This window comes from Azohydromonas caseinilytica, from assembly GCF_012927045.1.
GTDB lineage: Bacteria > Pseudomonadota > Gammaproteobacteria > Burkholderiales > Burkholderiaceae_C > Azohydromonas > Azohydromonas caseinilytica.
In genome coordinates, this window is record NZ_JABBFW010000009.1 from 149,040 (window position 1) to 164,770 (window position 15,731).

Annotated in this window: 16 protein-coding genes; 12 read left to right on the plus strand and 4 right to left on the minus strand. The window is 67.9% G+C overall.

Annotated features, from left to right (window positions below):
• The first annotated feature begins 49 nt into the window (after positions 1–49).
• The 3 genes from HHL10_RS15155 to HHL10_RS15165 all read left to right on the plus strand — a co-directional run bounded on the left by HHL10_RS15155 (position 50) and on the right by HHL10_RS15165 (position 3,958).
• A complete protein-coding gene (locus HHL10_RS15155; RefSeq protein ID WP_169161215.1) occupies positions 50–526 on the plus strand; it encodes a pilin in 477 nt (158 codons plus the stop codon).
• 449 nt (positions 527–975) lie between these two features.
• Positions 976–2,691 carry a PglL family O-oligosaccharyltransferase gene (locus HHL10_RS15160; RefSeq protein ID WP_169161216.1) on the plus strand — a complete coding sequence of 572 codons (1,716 nt, stop codon included), beginning with the start codon at positions 976–978 and terminating at the stop codon, positions 2,689–2,691.
• 631 nt (positions 2,692–3,322) lie between these two features.
• The gene (locus HHL10_RS15165; RefSeq protein WP_169161217.1) at positions 3,323–3,958 is read left to right on the plus strand and encodes a hypothetical protein; all 636 of its coding nucleotides are present in this window, start codon (positions 3,323–3,325) and stop codon (positions 3,956–3,958) included.
• Between the two features lie 420 nt (positions 3,959–4,378).
• Here the strand turns inward: HHL10_RS15165 and moaC are convergent, their stop codons facing one another.
• The gene (gene moaC / locus HHL10_RS15170; RefSeq protein ID WP_169161218.1) at positions 4,379–4,861 is read right to left on the minus strand and encodes a cyclic pyranopterin monophosphate synthase MoaC; all 483 of its coding nucleotides are present in this window, start codon (positions 4,859–4,861) and stop codon (positions 4,379–4,381) included.
• Positions 4,862–4,927: 66 nt separating this feature from the next.
• Here moaC and HHL10_RS15175 point away from each other — a divergent pair, with 66 nt between their 5' ends.
• The gene (locus tag HHL10_RS15175; RefSeq protein WP_235971495.1) at positions 4,928–6,517 is read left to right on the plus strand and encodes a M48 family metalloprotease; all 1,590 of its coding nucleotides are present in this window, start codon (positions 4,928–4,930) and stop codon (positions 6,515–6,517) included.
• Positions 6,518–6,571: 54 nt separating this feature from the next.
• Here HHL10_RS15175 and HHL10_RS15180 read toward each other — a convergent pair whose 3' ends face one another.
• Positions 6,572–6,922, minus strand: coding sequence for a phage holin family protein (locus HHL10_RS15180; protein ID WP_169161219.1), 351 nt, complete (start codon positions 6,920–6,922; stop codon positions 6,572–6,574).
• A 182-nt stretch (positions 6,923–7,104) separates the two neighbouring features.
• Between HHL10_RS15180 and HHL10_RS15185 the strand changes: the two genes are divergently transcribed.
• The 8 genes from HHL10_RS15185 (at position 7,105) to bfr (ending at position 14,625) form a co-directional block, all read left to right on the plus strand.
• Positions 7,105–7,791 (plus strand): energy transducer TonB, encoded by a 687-nt coding sequence (locus tag HHL10_RS15185; RefSeq protein WP_169161220.1) that lies wholly within the window; start codon positions 7,105–7,107, stop codon positions 7,789–7,791.
• A 3-nt stretch (positions 7,792–7,794) separates the two neighbouring features.
• The gene (locus tag HHL10_RS15190; protein ID WP_169161221.1) at positions 7,795–8,550 is read left to right on the plus strand and encodes a MotA/TolQ/ExbB proton channel family protein; all 756 of its coding nucleotides are present in this window, start codon (positions 7,795–7,797) and stop codon (positions 8,548–8,550) included.
• Positions 8,551–8,580: 30 nt separating this feature from the next.
• The gene (locus tag HHL10_RS15195) at positions 8,581–9,003 is read left to right on the plus strand and encodes an ExbD/TolR family protein (protein WP_169161222.1); all 423 of its coding nucleotides are present in this window, start codon (positions 8,581–8,583) and stop codon (positions 9,001–9,003) included.
• Positions 9,004–9,115: 112 nt separating this feature from the next.
• Positions 9,116–11,419 (plus strand): TonB-dependent receptor, encoded by a 2,304-nt coding sequence (locus tag HHL10_RS15200; RefSeq protein WP_169161223.1) that lies wholly within the window; start codon positions 9,116–9,118, stop codon positions 11,417–11,419.
• A 90-nt stretch (positions 11,420–11,509) separates the two neighbouring features.
• The gene (locus tag HHL10_RS15205; RefSeq protein WP_169161224.1) at positions 11,510–12,193 is read left to right on the plus strand and encodes a Fe2+-dependent dioxygenase; all 684 of its coding nucleotides are present in this window, start codon (positions 11,510–11,512) and stop codon (positions 12,191–12,193) included.
• Positions 12,194–12,200: 7 nt separating this feature from the next.
• Positions 12,201–13,310, plus strand: coding sequence for an alpha-hydroxy acid oxidase (locus HHL10_RS15210; protein ID WP_169161225.1), 1,110 nt, complete (start codon positions 12,201–12,203; stop codon positions 13,308–13,310).
• Between the two features lie 264 nt (positions 13,311–13,574).
• Positions 13,575–13,916, plus strand: a complete 342-nt coding sequence (locus tag HHL10_RS15215) for an SWIB/MDM2 domain-containing protein (protein WP_169161226.1) — start codon at positions 13,575–13,577, stop codon at positions 13,914–13,916.
• 241 nt (positions 13,917–14,157) lie between these two features.
• Positions 14,158–14,625: a bacterioferritin gene (bfr, locus tag HHL10_RS15220; RefSeq protein ID WP_169161227.1), complete on the plus strand. Its 468-nt coding sequence runs from the start codon at positions 14,158–14,160 to the stop codon at positions 14,623–14,625.
• Positions 14,626–14,656: 31 nt separating this feature from the next.
• Here the strand turns inward: bfr and HHL10_RS15225 are convergent, their stop codons facing one another.
• Both HHL10_RS15225 and HHL10_RS15230 read right to left on the minus strand, forming a co-directional pair.
• Complete coding sequence (locus tag HHL10_RS15225) at positions 14,657–15,073, minus strand: response regulator (RefSeq protein ID WP_169161228.1); 417 nt, start codon at positions 15,071–15,073, stop codon at positions 14,657–14,659.
• Positions 15,063–15,731: a dienelactone hydrolase family protein gene (locus HHL10_RS15230; RefSeq protein ID WP_169161229.1), complete on the minus strand. Its 669-nt coding sequence runs from the start codon at positions 15,729–15,731 to the stop codon at positions 15,063–15,065. Before HHL10_RS15230 ends, HHL10_RS15225 begins: the two co-directional genes overlap by 11 nt.

Consider the following 15,731-nt stretch of genomic DNA (forward strand, 5'->3'; position numbering starts at 1 on the left):
ATCGGCGCCGGCGCAACTACTGCACCTACAGGCTTGAGGAGGACCTTCCATGCAAAGCACCCGCCACAACCAGCAAGGTTTCACGCTCATCGAGCTGATGATCGTCGTGGCGATCATCGGCATCCTGGGCGCCGTGGGACTGCCGCTGTACCAGAACTACATCGTCAAGGCCCGCGTCGGCAACGCGCTGCGTTCGGTGGACGCGCTCAAGACCGCGGTGGGAGTGTGCATCCAGGAGCAGGGCGGCGTGCTGGCCGGCTGCAGTGCCGGCAGCAACGGCGTGCCGGCCTTCACGCCAACCAAGGAGGTTGCCTCCGCCACCACCTCCAACGGCGTGATCCTCGCCACCCTGGCCACCGGGGTCGGTGACGGCCTGGACGGCAGGACCATCACCTTCACGCCGACGCTGGGCAGCAGCAACGTGACCTGGGCCAACTCCACCACCGTGACCCATGCCGAAGCCCGGGCCCTGATCGAGAAGAACAACCCGCCCGCCGCAGGCGGCGCGTCCGGCGCCGCGCCCTGAGCCGCCGCCCGCGAGCCCCCAGCCTCCGGGCTGCCGCACCCCCTTCGAAGACCGCCGTGGCGGTCTTTTTTTCGTCCGTGCGCGGGTTGCCCACAAGGTTGTTCACGGCCTGCGTCGCCACGTCGTGAAGGGGCAGCAACATCCACAACGATCTTCACCAAACACGATCTTTTGAAATGGTGATCGTGGTAGAGCGGCGCCTCTTGTGTGGATAACTTGAATTTGTCCTTGCTTATCAACACCTTGTGCCAAGCACAAGGCTGTGCACCCGAGGCCTGGATTAGTTCTTTCGAAAACACAACAACTCGGCGCCGGAACGTGTCGCCTGTGGACAAGCCCGAGTTGTCCAGATCACTGTCCACAGCCTTGTGCAGTACGGCGCGCGGGGGCGCCGAAGCTTCTTGCTAGAGTGCGCCGCCTTTGTCCGATCCCCTGCTCCCGTGCCCCCGATGACGTCTCTCGCGCTCCCTCTGGCGGCGCTGCTGGCTTGCTGCGTGCCGGCGCTGGTGGCTTTCAACCTGCCGCCCTCGGCCACTTTCTTCAATCAAGCCGCGGCGCTGGCGCTGTGGGGCCTGTTCGCGGCCCTGCTGGGCGCGCCGCGGTGGCGCTCAGGCGCTCGGGCAGCCTCGGCACTGCTGGCGGTGTTGGGACTGCTGGCCATGAGCGTGCTGGGCTCGGCGGCCGTGGCGCTGCCGGGCAGCCTGGCAGCCTCGGCGCTGGGACTGCTGCTGGCCGCCCTGGTGCTGGCGTGGTCCGGCGCGGCCTTGGCACCGGCGGCACGCTCGGCGGCGCTGCAGGCTTTCTGCCTGGGCTGGGTCGTGGTGGGCGTGCTCAGCACCGCCATCGCGCTGGTGCAGGTCTTCGCGCCGGCGTGGGCGGACGGTGTGCTGGTGGCACGTTCGGGCTTTCCGGGGCGCGCGGTCGGCAACCTGCGGCAGCCCAATCACCTGAGCTCGCTGCTGTTGTGGTCGCTGGTGGCTTTGGTGCCCCTGCACGAGGCCGGACGGCTGCGCACGCAAACAGCCGTCCTGCTGGGGGCGCTGCTCGTCGTGGGGATCGAGCTGTCGGGCTCACGCACGGGCACCGTGGGGCTGCTGGTACTGGCGCTGTGGGGCGTGGTGGATGGGCGGCTGGCGCGGTCGAGCCGGCTGCTGCTGCTGGGGGCGCCGCTGTTCTATGCGGCCTGGGCCCTGGCGCTCAAGACGCTGCAGTCAGGCGCACTGGGTGCGGCCACGCGGCTGGGCGAAGCCGACGTGTCGGGCTCGCGCTTCGGCATCTGGCGCAACACGCTGGCGCTGATCGAGCAGCAGCCCTGGGCGGGCGTGGGCTTCGGCGAGTTCAACTTCGCCTGGACGCTGACGCCCTTCCCCGGTCGCCCGGTGGCCTTCTTCGACCACACGCACAACCTGGTGCTGCAGTTCGCGGTGGAGCTGGGCCTGCCGCTGGCCGCGCTGCTGCTGGCGCTGCTGGCGCTGGCACTGTGGCAGGCGGGGCGGCGCAGCGTCAGCGTGGCGGGTGCGGAAGGCGCCGCGCTGCGCGCCGGCGTGGTGGTGCTGGTGCTCATGGCACTGCACAGCCAGCTCGAGTACCCGCTGTGGTACGCCTATTTCCTGCTGCCCACGGCCTGGATCTGGGGTGCGTGCCTGGGTGCGCAGGCTGCGGCACAACCCGTGCCGGCCACCGAAGCTGCGCACTACCCCCCGCTGGCGTTGCGGCTGCCCGGCCTGCTGCTGACGGCAGGCGCCGTGCTGGCCCTGGTGGACTATTCCCGCGTGGTGAGCATCTTCGCGCCGACGCCGACGGCGGGGCCGCTGGTGCAGCGCATCGAAACCGGACAGCGCAGCTGGTTCTTCGCCCACCATGCCGACTACGCCGCGGCCACCACCGCGACGGAGCCCATCGACGCGCTGCCCGATTTCGCCCGGGCCACGCATTTCCTGCTCGACACCCGGCTGATGCAGGCCTGGGCCGAGGCGCTGGCCGACGCGGGCGAGCTGGACCGCGCCCGCCATGTCGCGCAGCGGCTGCGCGAGTTTCACTATCCGCAGTCCGAGCCCTTTTTCGCGCCTTGTGCGGACAAGGCCGTCATGGCCGGCAATGTGAAACCGTTCCAGTGCGAGGCGCCGCAGCGGGCGCTGGGGTGGCGGGATTTTGTGGCGCCGTAGGCGGCACCCGCATGATCCAGTTCTAACTCTTTGTTCGCTGATGTGCCGCCCTTGCTCCCCATGAATTGATTTCGGGCATGAGCAGGCATTTGTGGGCGGTCCTGCGCATAGCGCGGCCGAAGTAATATGTGGAGTACTTAGTGAAAGCCTGGCAAGCCCTGTAATATCCCAATTCGAACCAGGTTTGGGCTATCAAAGCTCTGCGACTGCAATCAATTTCTTGCCTTTTCACAAGCTCGGGGTGAGCGGTTGAAGGATTGCCGCCCAATCAGTTGGGATTCGTATAAGCCTCTTTTGGACTTCGCATCTTGGAGGGCTAACTTCTCTAGCCATGTCAACTGGTAGAACTCTTGAGCTCTAAGGGCATGGTGGAGGCTGCAGCCATAAAGTATTCCTGCTGCTTATCCACGGCCATGCCGTGGATAAAGTGAAACAAAATTTGCTGTATGACTCAAAAAGGTAACACACATAAAGCATGTCCACTTGGGTGATGTAGTTGGCTCCCTTCTGGTCTTATTTTTGATTCTTTACAACATGGCGGTGAAATCATGCTGGAAGAGTTGGCAAAGAAAGAACTTGACATCTACATACCCTGGTAATCGGGGTTCTATGTACAGTGTTGGGAATATTTTTGGATCGTTGCCTCGGAAGGGGAGAGCCAAAGAGCAGTGGCAAGGCACGGTCGCATCATGGCGGAATAACCATCGACCAGATTATCAGGATAAGTGTCACAATTCAGTCGCAGGGCAAAATTACTGGGGAAGCCAACCTTCTGGCTTTCGTTGCCGTTGCCATTACTGTTGTGGTCTACGCTTTTTTTAGGCAAGAAATTTTACTTGCAAGTTTAGTTCTTACCAGTGCGGTGATTGGTCTTTGGCTTGGTGTGGTGTTGAACTCAATATACTACGGTTATTTTTCTGGATTTGGCTGGGTGACCTATGTGTTGCTGATGCTGCTCTTTGCTGCAGGAGCAATACATGTCATTGGCGAGGCAATTGCCCCGTTGTATGCTCCGCAATACTTCTCCTCTTGGCAAGATTCCGTGCATCTTTATGGATTGAGCGTTCTGTTTCAAGCCGTTGGGGTGAATGGCATTGCGTGGCTTCTTACGCACGCCGCTGGCGTCGCCCTGCTTTTCTATGTCCTGTGGAAAGCAATGTTGTCAATGCTCTTTTATGCGACGGCGAGCAGCGGCAAACGCGAGGAAAACAGTTTTACTCACTCACGATGGATACGTGTGGCAGCGCAGAATGCGCGACCTATGTGAACGGCTGTGAGCCTCTTGGTGTTGTTGATTTGCTCTTATTATTTGGTGAGTGGTCGATTCTTTGTTGGTACCAAAACGAGTTTCCGTCTCAGGTGCGCAATATCGTTAATTACGTTATGCATGGATCACAAGGAAGGTAAGTCATTAATTTTCAATCATCCGCCAGAAATTCAGGCGGCAACACAATCTCAATATGCCTTTGAGAAGTAAGTGGCAAAGGACATCGCGCTTGCCCCGGACAGTAAGCATGTCTCAATAGGGCTGGTGTCCTGCTGGTAGTTGCCCTGACAAATGGATCAAGGCGTAGAGGATTGCGAGTCAGCCCCGCTTGTCATGCGTTGCAGCGCTTGCGTGCTTAGGACCTGATGCCATCGCTCTAATAAAGCAAGCAGTTTGGAAAAGCTTGCAAAAATCAGCTGCTCAACCGGCCGCAACCCAATGCCCCGACTTCCCGCCGATCTTTTCCAGCAGCCGGATGTCGCTCATGACCATGCCCTTGTCGGCGGCCTTGCACATGTCATAAATGGTGAGCAAGCCGACCTGCACGGCGGTCAGCGCTTCCATCTCGACGCCGGTCACGCCCACCGTCTCGGCCTGCACCGTACAGCGCACGCCGGGGAGTTGCTCGTCGAGGTCGAGCTCCACCGCCACGCGCGTCAGCGGCAGCGGGTGGCACAGCGGGATGAGGTCGGAAGTGCGCTTGGCGGCCTGGATGGCGGCGATGCGCGCGATGCCCAGCACGTCGCCCTTCTTGGCGGTGCCCTCGCGGATCAGCGCCAGGGTCTCGGGCTGCATGCGGATGCTGCCGCTGGCACGGGCCACGCGGTGCGTGGCGGCCTTGGCCGAGACGTCCACCATGTGGGCCTGGCCCTGGCTGTCGAAGTGGGTAAGCGGGTTGTTCATGGCTGGAAACGTCGGGGCAAAAAGGCGGTGCGATCATAGCCAGCCGTTTTTTGCCCTCCAGCGACCTTGAAACACCCCCTTGCCGCCACCGCGCTCGTCGCCGGCCTGGCCCTGGCCGCGCTGCCGGCCACCGCGCCGCGGGCTCAATCGTCGTCTTCCCTGCCCGCGCTGGGCGATTCGGTGTCGGCCGAGTTCAGCGTCGATGCCGAACGGCGCCTGGGCGAGCAGATCATGCGGGAGATCCGCCGCGATCCGGCCTACCTGGACGACGCGCTGCTGTTGGACTACGTGCAGTCGCTGTGGGAACCGCTGGTGGGCGCGGCGCGCCGGCGCGGCGAGATCGGGGCCGACACGGCCAGCGCCTTCGCCTGGGAACCCTTCCTGGTGCTGGACCGCAGCGTCAACGCCTTCGCCCTGCCCGGCGGGCATGTGGGCGTGCACCTGGGGCTCATCGCCATGACCGCCAGCCGCGACGAGCTCGCGGCGGTGCTGGCGCACGAGCTCTCGCACGTCACGCAGCGCCACATCGCGCGCAGCCTCAGCAACTCCTCGCGCCAGTCGATGGTGGGGATGGCGGCGATGATCCTGGGCGTGCTGGCGGCCGGGCGCACCGGCAATGCCGCCATGGCGCAGGCGGCCGTGGTGGGCGGACAGGCCGCCATGGTGCAGGGCCAGCTCAATTACTCGCGCGACATGGAGCGCGAGGCCGACCGCATCGGCTACGGTGTGCACAGCACCGCCGGCTACGCCAGTGCCGGCGTGGCCGGCATGTTCGAGAAGCTCGAGCACGCCAACCGGCTCAATGACAGCAACAACTACCCCTACCTGCGCTCGCACCCATTGACCACCGAGCGCATCGGCGAGGCGCGCGCGCGCGTGCAGGCTGATCCGCATGCCGCCAAGGGGGTGCCACCCGACGGCGCCTTCGAGCATGCGCTGGCCCAGGCGCGGGCGCGCGTGCTGATGGACAACAGCGTGCAGGCGTTGCGCCGCGCCCAGGCGCAGCAGCCCGCTCCTGGTGCCCCGGCGTCGGAACGGCTGGGCGCGCTGTACGCCCAGGCACTGGCATCGATGCTGCTGCGCGAATTCGAGCCGGCCGACGCGGCGCTGGCCGCGGCCGACACGCTGCTGCAGCGCGAGCTGCCGCCGGCGGCCCGCGGCGGCGATGCGGCGCGGTGGCTGCAGCTGCTGCACGTGCAGTCGCTGCTGGCGCGCGGCGACGCGCGCGCGGCGCAGCAGCGCATGCAGTCGCTGCCCGAGGCGGGCAGCTCGCGCCCGCTGCTGCTGTGGCGCGCACAGACGGCGCTGGCCGCGGCGCGCGCCGGTGCCGGCAACGAACCGCTGCGTCACAGCACCGAGGCCCTGCAGACCTGGGTGGCGGAGCGGCGCGAGGACGCCGGCGCCTGGCAGTTGCTGGCGCAGTGCGCCGATCAGCTGGGCTTGAAGCTGCGCTCGGTGCGCGCCGAGGCCGAGTCGCGCGCGGCGCTGGGCGATGTGCCCGGTGCGGTGGACCGGCTGCGCGCCGGCCAGCAGCTCGCGCGCAGTGGCGCCGCGCCGGCGGACTTCATCGAGGCTTCCATCATCGACGCGCGGCTGCGCGAGATGGAGGCGCGGCGGCGCGAGTTGGAAGCGGAGATGCGCAACCAGCGCCCGTGAGCGTGCGGGTCCGGGCCGCGCGAGGCGTCGGGGCGCCCCAGTGAGCCCCGGCGCTCAGTCGCCGAAGAGGCTTTCCATGGCCGAGTCGATGACCATGCCGCACAGGCTGTAGATCAGCGAGCCCACCAGCGCGGCCCAGAAGCCGTTGACGTTGAAGCCGTCCAGCACCGAGGCCGCGGCCCAGAAGGTGATGGCGTTGATGACGAACAGGAACAGCCCCAGCGTCAGCAGCGTCACCGGCAGCGTCAGCAGCACCAGCAGCGGCCGCACCACGGTGTTGAGCAGCCCCAGCACCAGCGCCGCCACCATCGCGGCGCCGAAGCTCGTCACCGACACCCCCGGATAGAGATAGGCCACGAGCAACAGCGCGCAGGCCAGCAGCAGCCAACGGACCAGCAGTTTCATGCGGCCAAGGATAGCCGCCGCTCCGTGGCGCTCGTGCCGATGCGTGTCAGGAACGGCGCGGCGCTGTTGCATCCGTGCAAACTCGATCAACAGTTCTTAACTGAGAATAATTCGTGTTTAGAATGCGATCGCTTGATTGATGCAATCCTGAAGTCCACCGGTTCTGACCTGGGAGCCCGCCGATGAATTTGCCGCCCCTGCCCGCCGGCCATGCCGAACCGATGTCCCCCGCCGCGCGGCGGGCGCTGGGGGCGGGCATGCTCGCGGCGCATGTGGCGGTGGGCTGGGCGCTGCTGCAGCTGGAACCGGTGCGCCAGGCCGTGGGCGAGGTGATCCCGATCACGGTGGACTTCATCGCCCCGCCGGCGCCCGTGCCGGCGCCGCCCCCGCCACCGGTGCCGCGCGTGCAAATAAAACCCGCGCCGACGCCAAAGCCCGTCATCACCAGCGCGCCCACGCCCGCACCGCAGCCGCCGGTCTTCGTGGCCCCGCCGGCGCCGCCCGCGCCCGCGCCGCCTGCGCCCGTGGAAGCCGCCCCCGCCCCGCCGGCACCGCCCGCCCCGCCCGCGGCTCCGCCGCAACCCAAGACGATCTCGATCAGCGCGGTGCAGTACCTCACGCCGCCGGTGCTGAACTACCCGCCGGCCGCGCGCCGCGCCGGCGAGTCCGGGCGCGTGAACGTGCGCGTGCTGGTGGACGCACAGGGCCTGCCGCAGCAGATGCAGATCGCCCGCTCGTCGGGCTTCCCGCGCCTGGACGAGGCCGCGCTGGCCACCGTGCGCGCCACGCGCTTCAAGCCCTACATGGAAAACGGCCAGCCCCACGCCTTCTGGGTGCTGATGCCCCTGATCTTCGAACTGGAGGAGTAAGCGATGAACGATCCCCAAACCGCCACGGGCTTCGCCCATTTCCTGGCCCAGAGCGATGCGGTGGGCAAGACCCTGCTGGCGATTCTGGTGCTCATGTCGGTGCTGTCCTGGGCGCTGATCGCCATCAAGGGCCTGACGCAGCTCATCCGGCGCCGGCGCAGCGACCAGTTCCTGAAGTTCTTCTGGGACGCGCGCTCGCTGGAGGAAGTGGGCAACGAGATCAGCACCCATGGCGCGCGCGACCCGTTCTCGCACCTGACCGCGCACGCGATGCACGCGCAGTCGCACCATGCCAAGTACGGCGCGGCCAAGCTCAGCGAGGCCGGCACGGCGCAAGACTTCGTCACGCGCACCATCAAGAAGGTGCTCGACGAGGAAACCACGCGGCTGGAGAACGGGCTGACCACGCTGGCCACCATCGGTGCGACCGCACCGTTCGTGGGCCTGTTCGGCACGGTGTGGGGCGTGTACCACGCGCTGCTGGCCATCGGCATGAGCGGCGCGGGCACGCTGGACAAGGTCGCCGGCCCGGTGGGCGAGGCGCTGATCATGACCGGCATCGGCCTGGCCGTGGCCATCCCCGCGGTGGTGGCCTACAACGCCATCACGCGCAGCAACCGCGTGCTCAACGCCCGGCTCGACGCCTTCGCCTTCGAGCTGCTGACCTTCCTGTCCATGGGCCAGACCATGAAGCCCGGCGCCGCCGCTCCGGCCTCGGACAACAGCAGCAACGTGCGCGGCCTGCGCACCGCCGGCTGACGCAGTTCACCTTCTCACGGAGCCCTCCCCATGGCCTTCGCCAGCTTCGACCGCAAGTCCTCCTCGGCGCCGGTGTCCGACATCAACATGGTCCCGCTCATCGACGTGATGCTGGTGCTGCTGGTGATCTTCATCGTCACCGCGCCGCTGCTCACCCACGCCGTGAAGCTGGACCTGCCCAAGGCCAGCAGCCAGGTCAACCAGGCGCCGCCGCAGAAGATCGAGTTCGCCCTCGATGCCAGCGGCCAGCGCTTCTGGAACGGCGAGGCCGTCAGCCGCGAGGAGGCGGCCGCGCGCTTCGCCGCCGAGGGCGCCAAGGACCCGCAGCCCGAGGTGCACCTGCGCGCCGACCAGGCCGTGGCCTACCGCTTCGTGGCCGAGACGCTGGCCGACGCCTCCAAGGCCGGACTGTCCAAGGTCGGCTTCGTCAGCACGCCCGAAGAGGCGCGCTGACCTGTCCCGGGCACGCGGCCCGCGCCGCGCGCCGCCTGTCCTTCTCCCCTCCCGCTTTCCCTTTTGATCGGGCGCCGCGTGCGCTCCGGCCAAGCTCAACCTGGAGATTCCCATGAACAACAAATATGACCGCCGCGCCCTGCTGCCGCTGGGCGCGCTGGCCGCCGGTTTCAGCATTGCCGGCGGTGCCATGGCGCAGGCCGAGGCTCCGGCCCAGCCGCAGTCCCAGGCCGAGGCGGTGCTGCCCGCCGTGCGCGCCAAGGGCAGCGTCGAGCGCGCCGGCAACCAGAGCATCCGCACCACCACCACCACCATCGGCAAGGGCCAGCAGCAGCTGCGCGACATCCCGCAGTCGGTGACGGTGGTGACGGAAAAGCTCATCGACGACCGCAACCTCGACACGCTCAAGGAGACGCTGAAGAACACCGCCGGCGTGACCTTCATGGCCGCGGAGGGTGGCGAGGAAGACATCCGGCTGCGCGGCTTCTCGCTGGCGCAGGCGGGCGACATCTTCGTGGACGGCATGCGCGAGCCCGCCTTCTACGAGCGCGACACCTTCAACTACGACCGCCTGGAGCTGCTGCGCGGCTCGGCCTCGATGCTCTTCGGGCGCGGCTCCACCGGTGGCGCCGTCAACCAGGTGAGCAAGCAGCCGCGCCTGATCGACGAGCACGAGGTGCGCGTCACCGTCGGCAACCACGAGTACCGCCGCCTCACCGGCGACTTCAACATCAAGACCGGCGAGGAGTCGGCGCTGCGCCTGAACGTGATGCACACCAAGGCCGACAACAACGGCTCGGGCAGCAGCATCGAGAAGGCCGGCGTGGCCGGCGCCTTCCGCTGGGGCATCGGCACGGCCGACGAGTTCAGCGCGGGCCTGTTCTACCTGAACAACAACAACGGCATGAACTACGGCCTGCCGTGGATCAAGCCCGTCGGCGGCAACCCGCCCAGCGGGAGCCCGAACGCGCTGAACACGGTGTTGCCGGGCCTGAGCCCGGATGCCTACTACGGCATGGCCAGCGACTACAACGACGGCTACGCCGCCGTGGGCACGCTCAGCCACCTGCACCGCTTCGACAACAGCACCGAGCTGCGCACCACGCTGCGCAAGGGCCGTTTCGACCGCGACCAGCGCGCCAGCTCCATCCGCTTCGCCGGCACCAGCGCCACCGCCACCAACCCGTTCACGAACCCGGCCGCGGTGGGGCTCAACAACTTCGGGCCGGCGACGGTGCTCAACCGCGGCACCAACCTGAAGATCCAGGACATGGACACGCTGCAGCTGCAAAGCGACTTCAGCAGCAAGTTCGAGGCGGTGGGCCTGCGCCATGAGGTGCTGGCCGGGGTGGACATCTCGCGCGAGGAAAAGACGGTCTATGGCGTGAGCCCGACCAGCCCCGTGCTGGTCAAGGGCCAGATCCGGGCGGACGGCACGCTGCTGGGCAGCAACTGGGTGGATGAGAGCCGGCGCCAGCTCACGCCCTCCAACGCCTTCGAGGCGCACAACTGGGGCGTCTACGCGCAGGACCTGGTGCAGGTGGCCCCGGAGTGGAAGCTGCTGGGCGGCCTGCGCTTCGACCACCTCAAGGGCGAGTACGACCAGATCGTGGGCACGGCCGCCAACGCCGCCGGCCGCTACGAGCAGACCATCTCGAACTGGAGCAAGCGCGTGGGCGTGCTGTACCAGCCCACGCCGCAGCAGTCCTACCACTTCTCCTGGGGCACTTCGTTCAACACCTCGGGCGACACCTACTCCTACAACCGGCTCAGCGCCAACACGCCGCCGGAGGAGAGCGAGAACATCGAGCTCGGCGCCAAGCTCGACAGCGCCGACAACCGCTTCACCACGCGGCTGGCGGTCTTCCGCTCGACCAAGAAGAACGAGCGCAACACCGACGCCACGTCGGTGACGGACGATTCCTACTTGCTGTCGGCCAAGCGGCATGCCACGGGCTTCGAGCTCGACTTCACCGGCCGCCTCACGCCGCAGTGGGAGGTCTATGGCTCGTACATGTGGATTCCCAGCGCCAAGGTGGACGAGGCCGCCAGCGCGAGCTTCGGCAACCGCAAGGGCGACCGCCCCGGCCTGACGCCCAAGCACAGCGGCACGATCTGGACCACCTACCAGTTCACCCCGAAGCTGCGCCTGGGCGCCGGCGTGAACTTCCGCAGCAAGCAGTCGCCGGCCGACGTCACCATCCCGCAGGGTGCCGATCCGGCCACCGCGCGCTGGGACGCCCCGGGCTGGGCCACCTTCGACCTCATGGGCGAGTACACCTTCAGCGACAAGGTCTCGCTCAAGGTCAACGTCAACAACGTGGCCGACAAGTACTACGCCGATTCGCTCTACCGTGGCCACTACATTCCGGGCTTCGGGCGCATCGTCCAGGCGCAGCTGGTCAGCAAGTTCTGACCTGACTCGTTCGCGAGCCTGAACGCGGCGGCCGCTCCCGATCCCGGGACGGCCGCCGCGCGCCTTCCATACCATCCTCCCGCACGGGCCATGCTCATCCACGTTCCCGAAGTCCTCTCGCCCGACGAGCTGCGGCAGTGCCGCGAGATCCTGCGCGATGCGCCCTGGAGCGACGGCCGCGCCACCGCGGGCGCACAGTCGGCCGTCGTCAAGAGCAACGAGCAGCTGCCCGCCCGCTGCGAGCCGGCGCAGGCGCTGCAGGCCCTCGTGCTGCGCGCGCTGGAGCGCCACCCGCTGTTCTTCTCGGCCGCGCTGCCCAAGCGCATCTTTCCGCCCATGTTCAATCGCTACGGCGGCGCGGCCAACACCTACGGGCCGCATGTGGACATGGCCGTGCGCCACACCGCGCAGCCAGGCGTGCGCGTGCGCACCGACATCTCCTGCACGCTGTTCTTCGCCGAGCCCGAGGAGTACGAGGGCGGCGAACTGGTCATTGACGACACCTACGGCAGCCAGCGCGTGAAGCTGCCGGCCGGCGACATGGTGCTCTACCCCGGCACCAGCGTGCACGGCGTGGCGCCGGTGACGCGCGGCCACCGGCTGGCAAGCTTCTTCTGGGTCGAGAGCATGGTGCGCAGCGACGAGCAGCGCCGGCTGCTGTTCGACCTGGACATGAACCTGATGCGGCTGCGCGAACGCGAGGGCGAGACGCCCGAGGCCGTGGCGCTCACGGGCACGTACCACAACCTGCTGCGCATGTGGGCCGACACCTGAGGACGCGATGAGCAGCCTCCAAGCCTCCGCGCCGCCGCGCATTCCGGCCGGCATCGCCGGCGCGGCCGACTACGAGCCGCATGCGCGCGAGCGCATGGACCCTGCCGCCTGGGCCTACCTGTGCGGCGGCGCGGGCGACGAGATCACGCTGCGCGCCAACCGCGAGGCCTGGGACGCGCTGCGGCTGCTGCCGCGCGTGCTGAGGTCACTGGCCGGTGGTTCCGCGGGCATCGAGTTGCTGGGGCGGCGATTGCAGAGCCCGCTGCTGGTGGCGCCCATGGCCTTCCAGCGCCTGGCCCATCCCGACGGCGAGGCCGCCACCGCGCTGGCCGCCGCCGCGCAGGGCGCGGGCCTGGTGCTCAGCGCCCAGGCCAGCCAGCGCCTGGAGGACGTCGCCGCGCTGGTGCGCGACGAGGCCGATCGCGGCCCGCTGTGGTTCCAGCTTTACCTGCAACCCGATCGCGGCCACACGCTGGAGCTCGTTGAGCGCGCCGAGGCCGCGGGCTTCGAGGCGCTGGTGCTCACCGTCGATGCGCCGACCTCCGGCGCACGCGACCGCGAGCGCCGCGCCGGCTTCCAGCTGCCGCCGGGCGTGTCGGCGGTCAACCTGCGGCCGCGGCCGGCGCAAGCGGCGCCGGGTGACTTCTTCGCCCAGGTCGTCGCGCAGGCACCGACCTGGGAAGACGTGGCCTGGCTGCTGTCCGCCACGCGGCTGCCGCTGCTGCTCAAGGGCGTGCTGCATCCGGCCGACGCGCGCCAAGCGCTGGCCCTGGGCGTGGCGGGGCTGATCGTCTCCAACCATGGCGGGCGCACGCTCGACACCGCCGTGAGCACCGCACGCGCGCTGCCGCGCATCGCCGACGCGCTGGGCGGCGCGTTGCCGCTGCTGGTCGATGGGGGCATCCGCCGCGGCACCGACGTGCTCAAGGCCCTGGCGCTGGGCGCGCAGGCGGTGCTGCTGGGCCGCCCGGTGCTGCATGGCCTGGCCACGGCCGGGGCGCTGGGCGTGGCGCATGTGCTGCGTCTGGTGCGCGACGAGCTCGAGATCGCCATGGCCCTGTGCGGCTGCCGCTGCGTGGCCGACATCGGCCGTGAATTGCTGGACGAGGCGCCCTGAGCGCGCCGCATTTCCTGGCCGGTTCCCGCCGCAATTAAGTCGCCCGGCCTGCTGTTTTGATGCGGGAGTGCGACAAAACCCCGTTTCGGGCTTCCACCGAGGCCTGAGAAAGCGGTTTCTCAGAGGGAAAACGCCTGCTTTGGCTTCTCACTCCCCTGGGGGCGCAGTACCATTTGCCCCGCAGGGTGCCGCAGAGAAAAGAGGGTTCATGCAGCCTTCGCCCCACCCGGCACATCAACTCAGTAATTGATGGAGAGAATCCAAATGGCAACTGCAAAGAAAGCCGCGTCCAAGACGGCCGCGGCAAAGAAGGCCCCGGCCGCCAAGAAGGCCGACCAGGCCGGCGCCGAGGGCAAGCGCAGCCCCAACGCCGCGTTCATGAAGGAAATGAAGCCCAGCGCCCAACTCGCGGCCGTCATTGGCGACAAGCCGATGCCGCGCACCGAGGTCACCAAGAAGGTGTGGGACTACATCAAGGCCAACAAGCTCCAGGATGAGTCCAACAAGCGCATGATCAACGCCGACGCCAAGCTGAAGGAAATCTTCAAGAAGCCCCAGGTGTCGATGTTCGAGATGACCAAGCTCATCAACGAGCACCTGAAGTGATCGCCCGGGCCTTGCGCCCGCGCCTCCACACAAAGCCGGCCCCGTGCCGGCTTTTTCAATGCCCGCGTGATCGGGCCACAGGGCTCACGGGCGGTGATGCCGGCTCCGGGCCCCCAGCGGTCCGTCCCTTCGTGAGATGCCACCGCAACCAGCCTGGGCCTCGCGCCGCACCGGTGCCGGCATGCGGCAGCGGGCCTGGGCGGCAGGCATGATGATGCGTTTGCAATCTCTTTCGTCTGTCATGCAAGGCCATCCCGCCGTTCTCGATGCCCTCAACGCGCTGCTTGCCGGCGAGCTCGCCGCCCGCGACCAGTACTTCATCCATGCCCGCATGCTGCAGGACTGGGGCTACGACCGGCTGGCCGCGCGCCTGGCGCACGAGATGGAGGACGAGACCGGCCATGCCGACGCGCTGATCAAGCGCATCCTGATGCTGGGCGGGCGGCCCCACATGGTGCCCGGGCCGCTGAACGTGGGCGAGGACGTGCCCGGCATCTTGGCCAGCGACTTGGCGGTCGAGCATTCGGTGATCCGGCACCTGCGCGAGGTGATCGCGCTGTGCGAGCGCGAGCGCGACTACGTCACGCGCGACCTGCTGCTGCCGATGCTGGAGGACACCGAGGAAGATCACGCGCACTGGCTGGAGCAGCAGCTGCGGCTGGTACAGGCGCTGGGCCTGCAGAACTACCTGCAGAGCCAGATGAGCTGAAGCCGCCGGCGGCCTTAGCCGGCGGCGCGCCTCAAGGCAGCCACTGCGCCAGCGAGGTCCACATCTGCGCGATGGAAATCGGCTTGGTCCAGTAGTCGTCGAAGCCGGCCTGGCGCGCCACGCGCGCCTGCTCGGGCAGCGCGTCGGCCGACAGCGCGATGCACGGCAGCTTGGCCGTGGCCGGGTCGGCGCGCAGCCGGGCGATGATCTCCAGCCCGTTCATGTCGGGCAGGTTCATGTCGATGAGCAGCAGCTCCGGCGCATCCTCGCGCGCGGCGCGCAGGCCCGAGGCGCCGTCGCGCTCCACCTGCAGCACCCAGCCCTCGTGGCCGCGGAACATCTCCGTCATCAGCAGCACGTTCAGCGGCTCGTCCTCGATGTAGAGCACGCGCCGCGGCGGCCGCTCGCCCGCGCCGCCGGCGGGGGTTGCGTGGGGATCAGCCGACATGCCGCTGCAGGAAGTCCAGCGAGCGCCGGCGGGCCAGCGCCGCGCTCTGGGGTTCGAAGGCTGCGCGCTGGTCGCAGTTGAAGCCGTGGTCGGCCGGGTACACGTGCACCTCCACTTCCGGCCGCGACCACTGGAAAGCCTCCACGCGGTCCAGAGGGATGAGCGAGTCGCGCTCGCCGAAGTGCATGAGCACCGGGCAGCGCGGCTTGAGCGTCGCCTGGTCCGGGATGCCCGCGCCGTAGTAGCTGATCGCGGCCGAAAGCCCGTCGAGCCTGCAGGCCGACAGCCACGTCAGCAGCCCGCCCCAGCAGTAGCCGACGATGCCCACCTTGCCGTGCTGCGCGCCCTCGGCAATGGCCGCGGCGATGTCCTGCAGCACCCGCTCCGGCTGGGCCATCGCGGCCGCCTTGAGCTCGCGCCCGCGCTTGACGTCGTCCTCGGTGTAGCCCAGCTCCACGCCGGGCTGCAGCCGCTCGAACAGCGCCGGCGCGATGGCCACGTAGCCCTCGTCGGCGTAGCCATGCGCGACGGCGCGGATGTGCGAGTTGACGCCGAAGATCTCCTGCAGCACCACCAGCGCGCCGCGCGGCGTGCCCTGTGGTGTCGCCACGAAGGCGTCGAAGCGGTGGCCGTCGGCCGCCTGCAGTTGCATGGACAT

Coding starts and splice junctions, on each gene's coding strand:
- HHL10_RS15155 (WP_169161215.1), top strand. CDS start 50: ATGCAAAGCACCCGCCACAACCAGCAAGGTTTCACGCTCATCGAGCTG.
- HHL10_RS15160 (WP_169161216.1), top strand. CDS start 976: ATGACGTCTCTCGCGCTCCCTCTGGCGGCGCTGCTGGCTTGCTGCGTG.
- moaC (WP_169161218.1), bottom strand. CDS start 4,861: ATGAACAACCCGCTTACCCACTTCGACAGCCAGGGCCAGGCCCACATG.
- HHL10_RS15180 (WP_169161219.1), bottom strand. CDS start 6,922: ATGAAACTGCTGGTCCGTTGGCTGCTGCTGGCCTGCGCGCTGTTGCTC.
- HHL10_RS15185 (WP_169161220.1), top strand. CDS start 7,105: ATGAATTTGCCGCCCCTGCCCGCCGGCCATGCCGAACCGATGTCCCCC.
- HHL10_RS15190 (WP_169161221.1), top strand. CDS start 7,795: ATGAACGATCCCCAAACCGCCACGGGCTTCGCCCATTTCCTGGCCCAG.
- HHL10_RS15195 (WP_169161222.1), top strand. CDS start 8,581: ATGGCCTTCGCCAGCTTCGACCGCAAGTCCTCCTCGGCGCCGGTGTCC.
- HHL10_RS15200 (WP_169161223.1), top strand. CDS start 9,116: ATGAACAACAAATATGACCGCCGCGCCCTGCTGCCGCTGGGCGCGCTG.
- HHL10_RS15205 (WP_169161224.1), top strand. CDS start 11,510: ATGCTCATCCACGTTCCCGAAGTCCTCTCGCCCGACGAGCTGCGGCAG.
- HHL10_RS15210 (WP_169161225.1), top strand. CDS start 12,201: ATGAGCAGCCTCCAAGCCTCCGCGCCGCCGCGCATTCCGGCCGGCATC.
- HHL10_RS15215 (WP_169161226.1), top strand. CDS start 13,575: ATGGCAACTGCAAAGAAAGCCGCGTCCAAGACGGCCGCGGCAAAGAAG.
- bfr (WP_169161227.1), top strand. CDS start 14,158: ATGCAAGGCCATCCCGCCGTTCTCGATGCCCTCAACGCGCTGCTTGCC.
- HHL10_RS15225 (WP_169161228.1), bottom strand. CDS start 15,073: ATGTCGGCTGATCCCCACGCAACCCCCGCCGGCGGCGCGGGCGAGCGG.
- HHL10_RS15230 (WP_169161229.1), bottom strand. CDS start 15,731: ATGTCCATGCAACTGCAGGCGGCCGACGGCCACCGCTTCGACGCCTTC.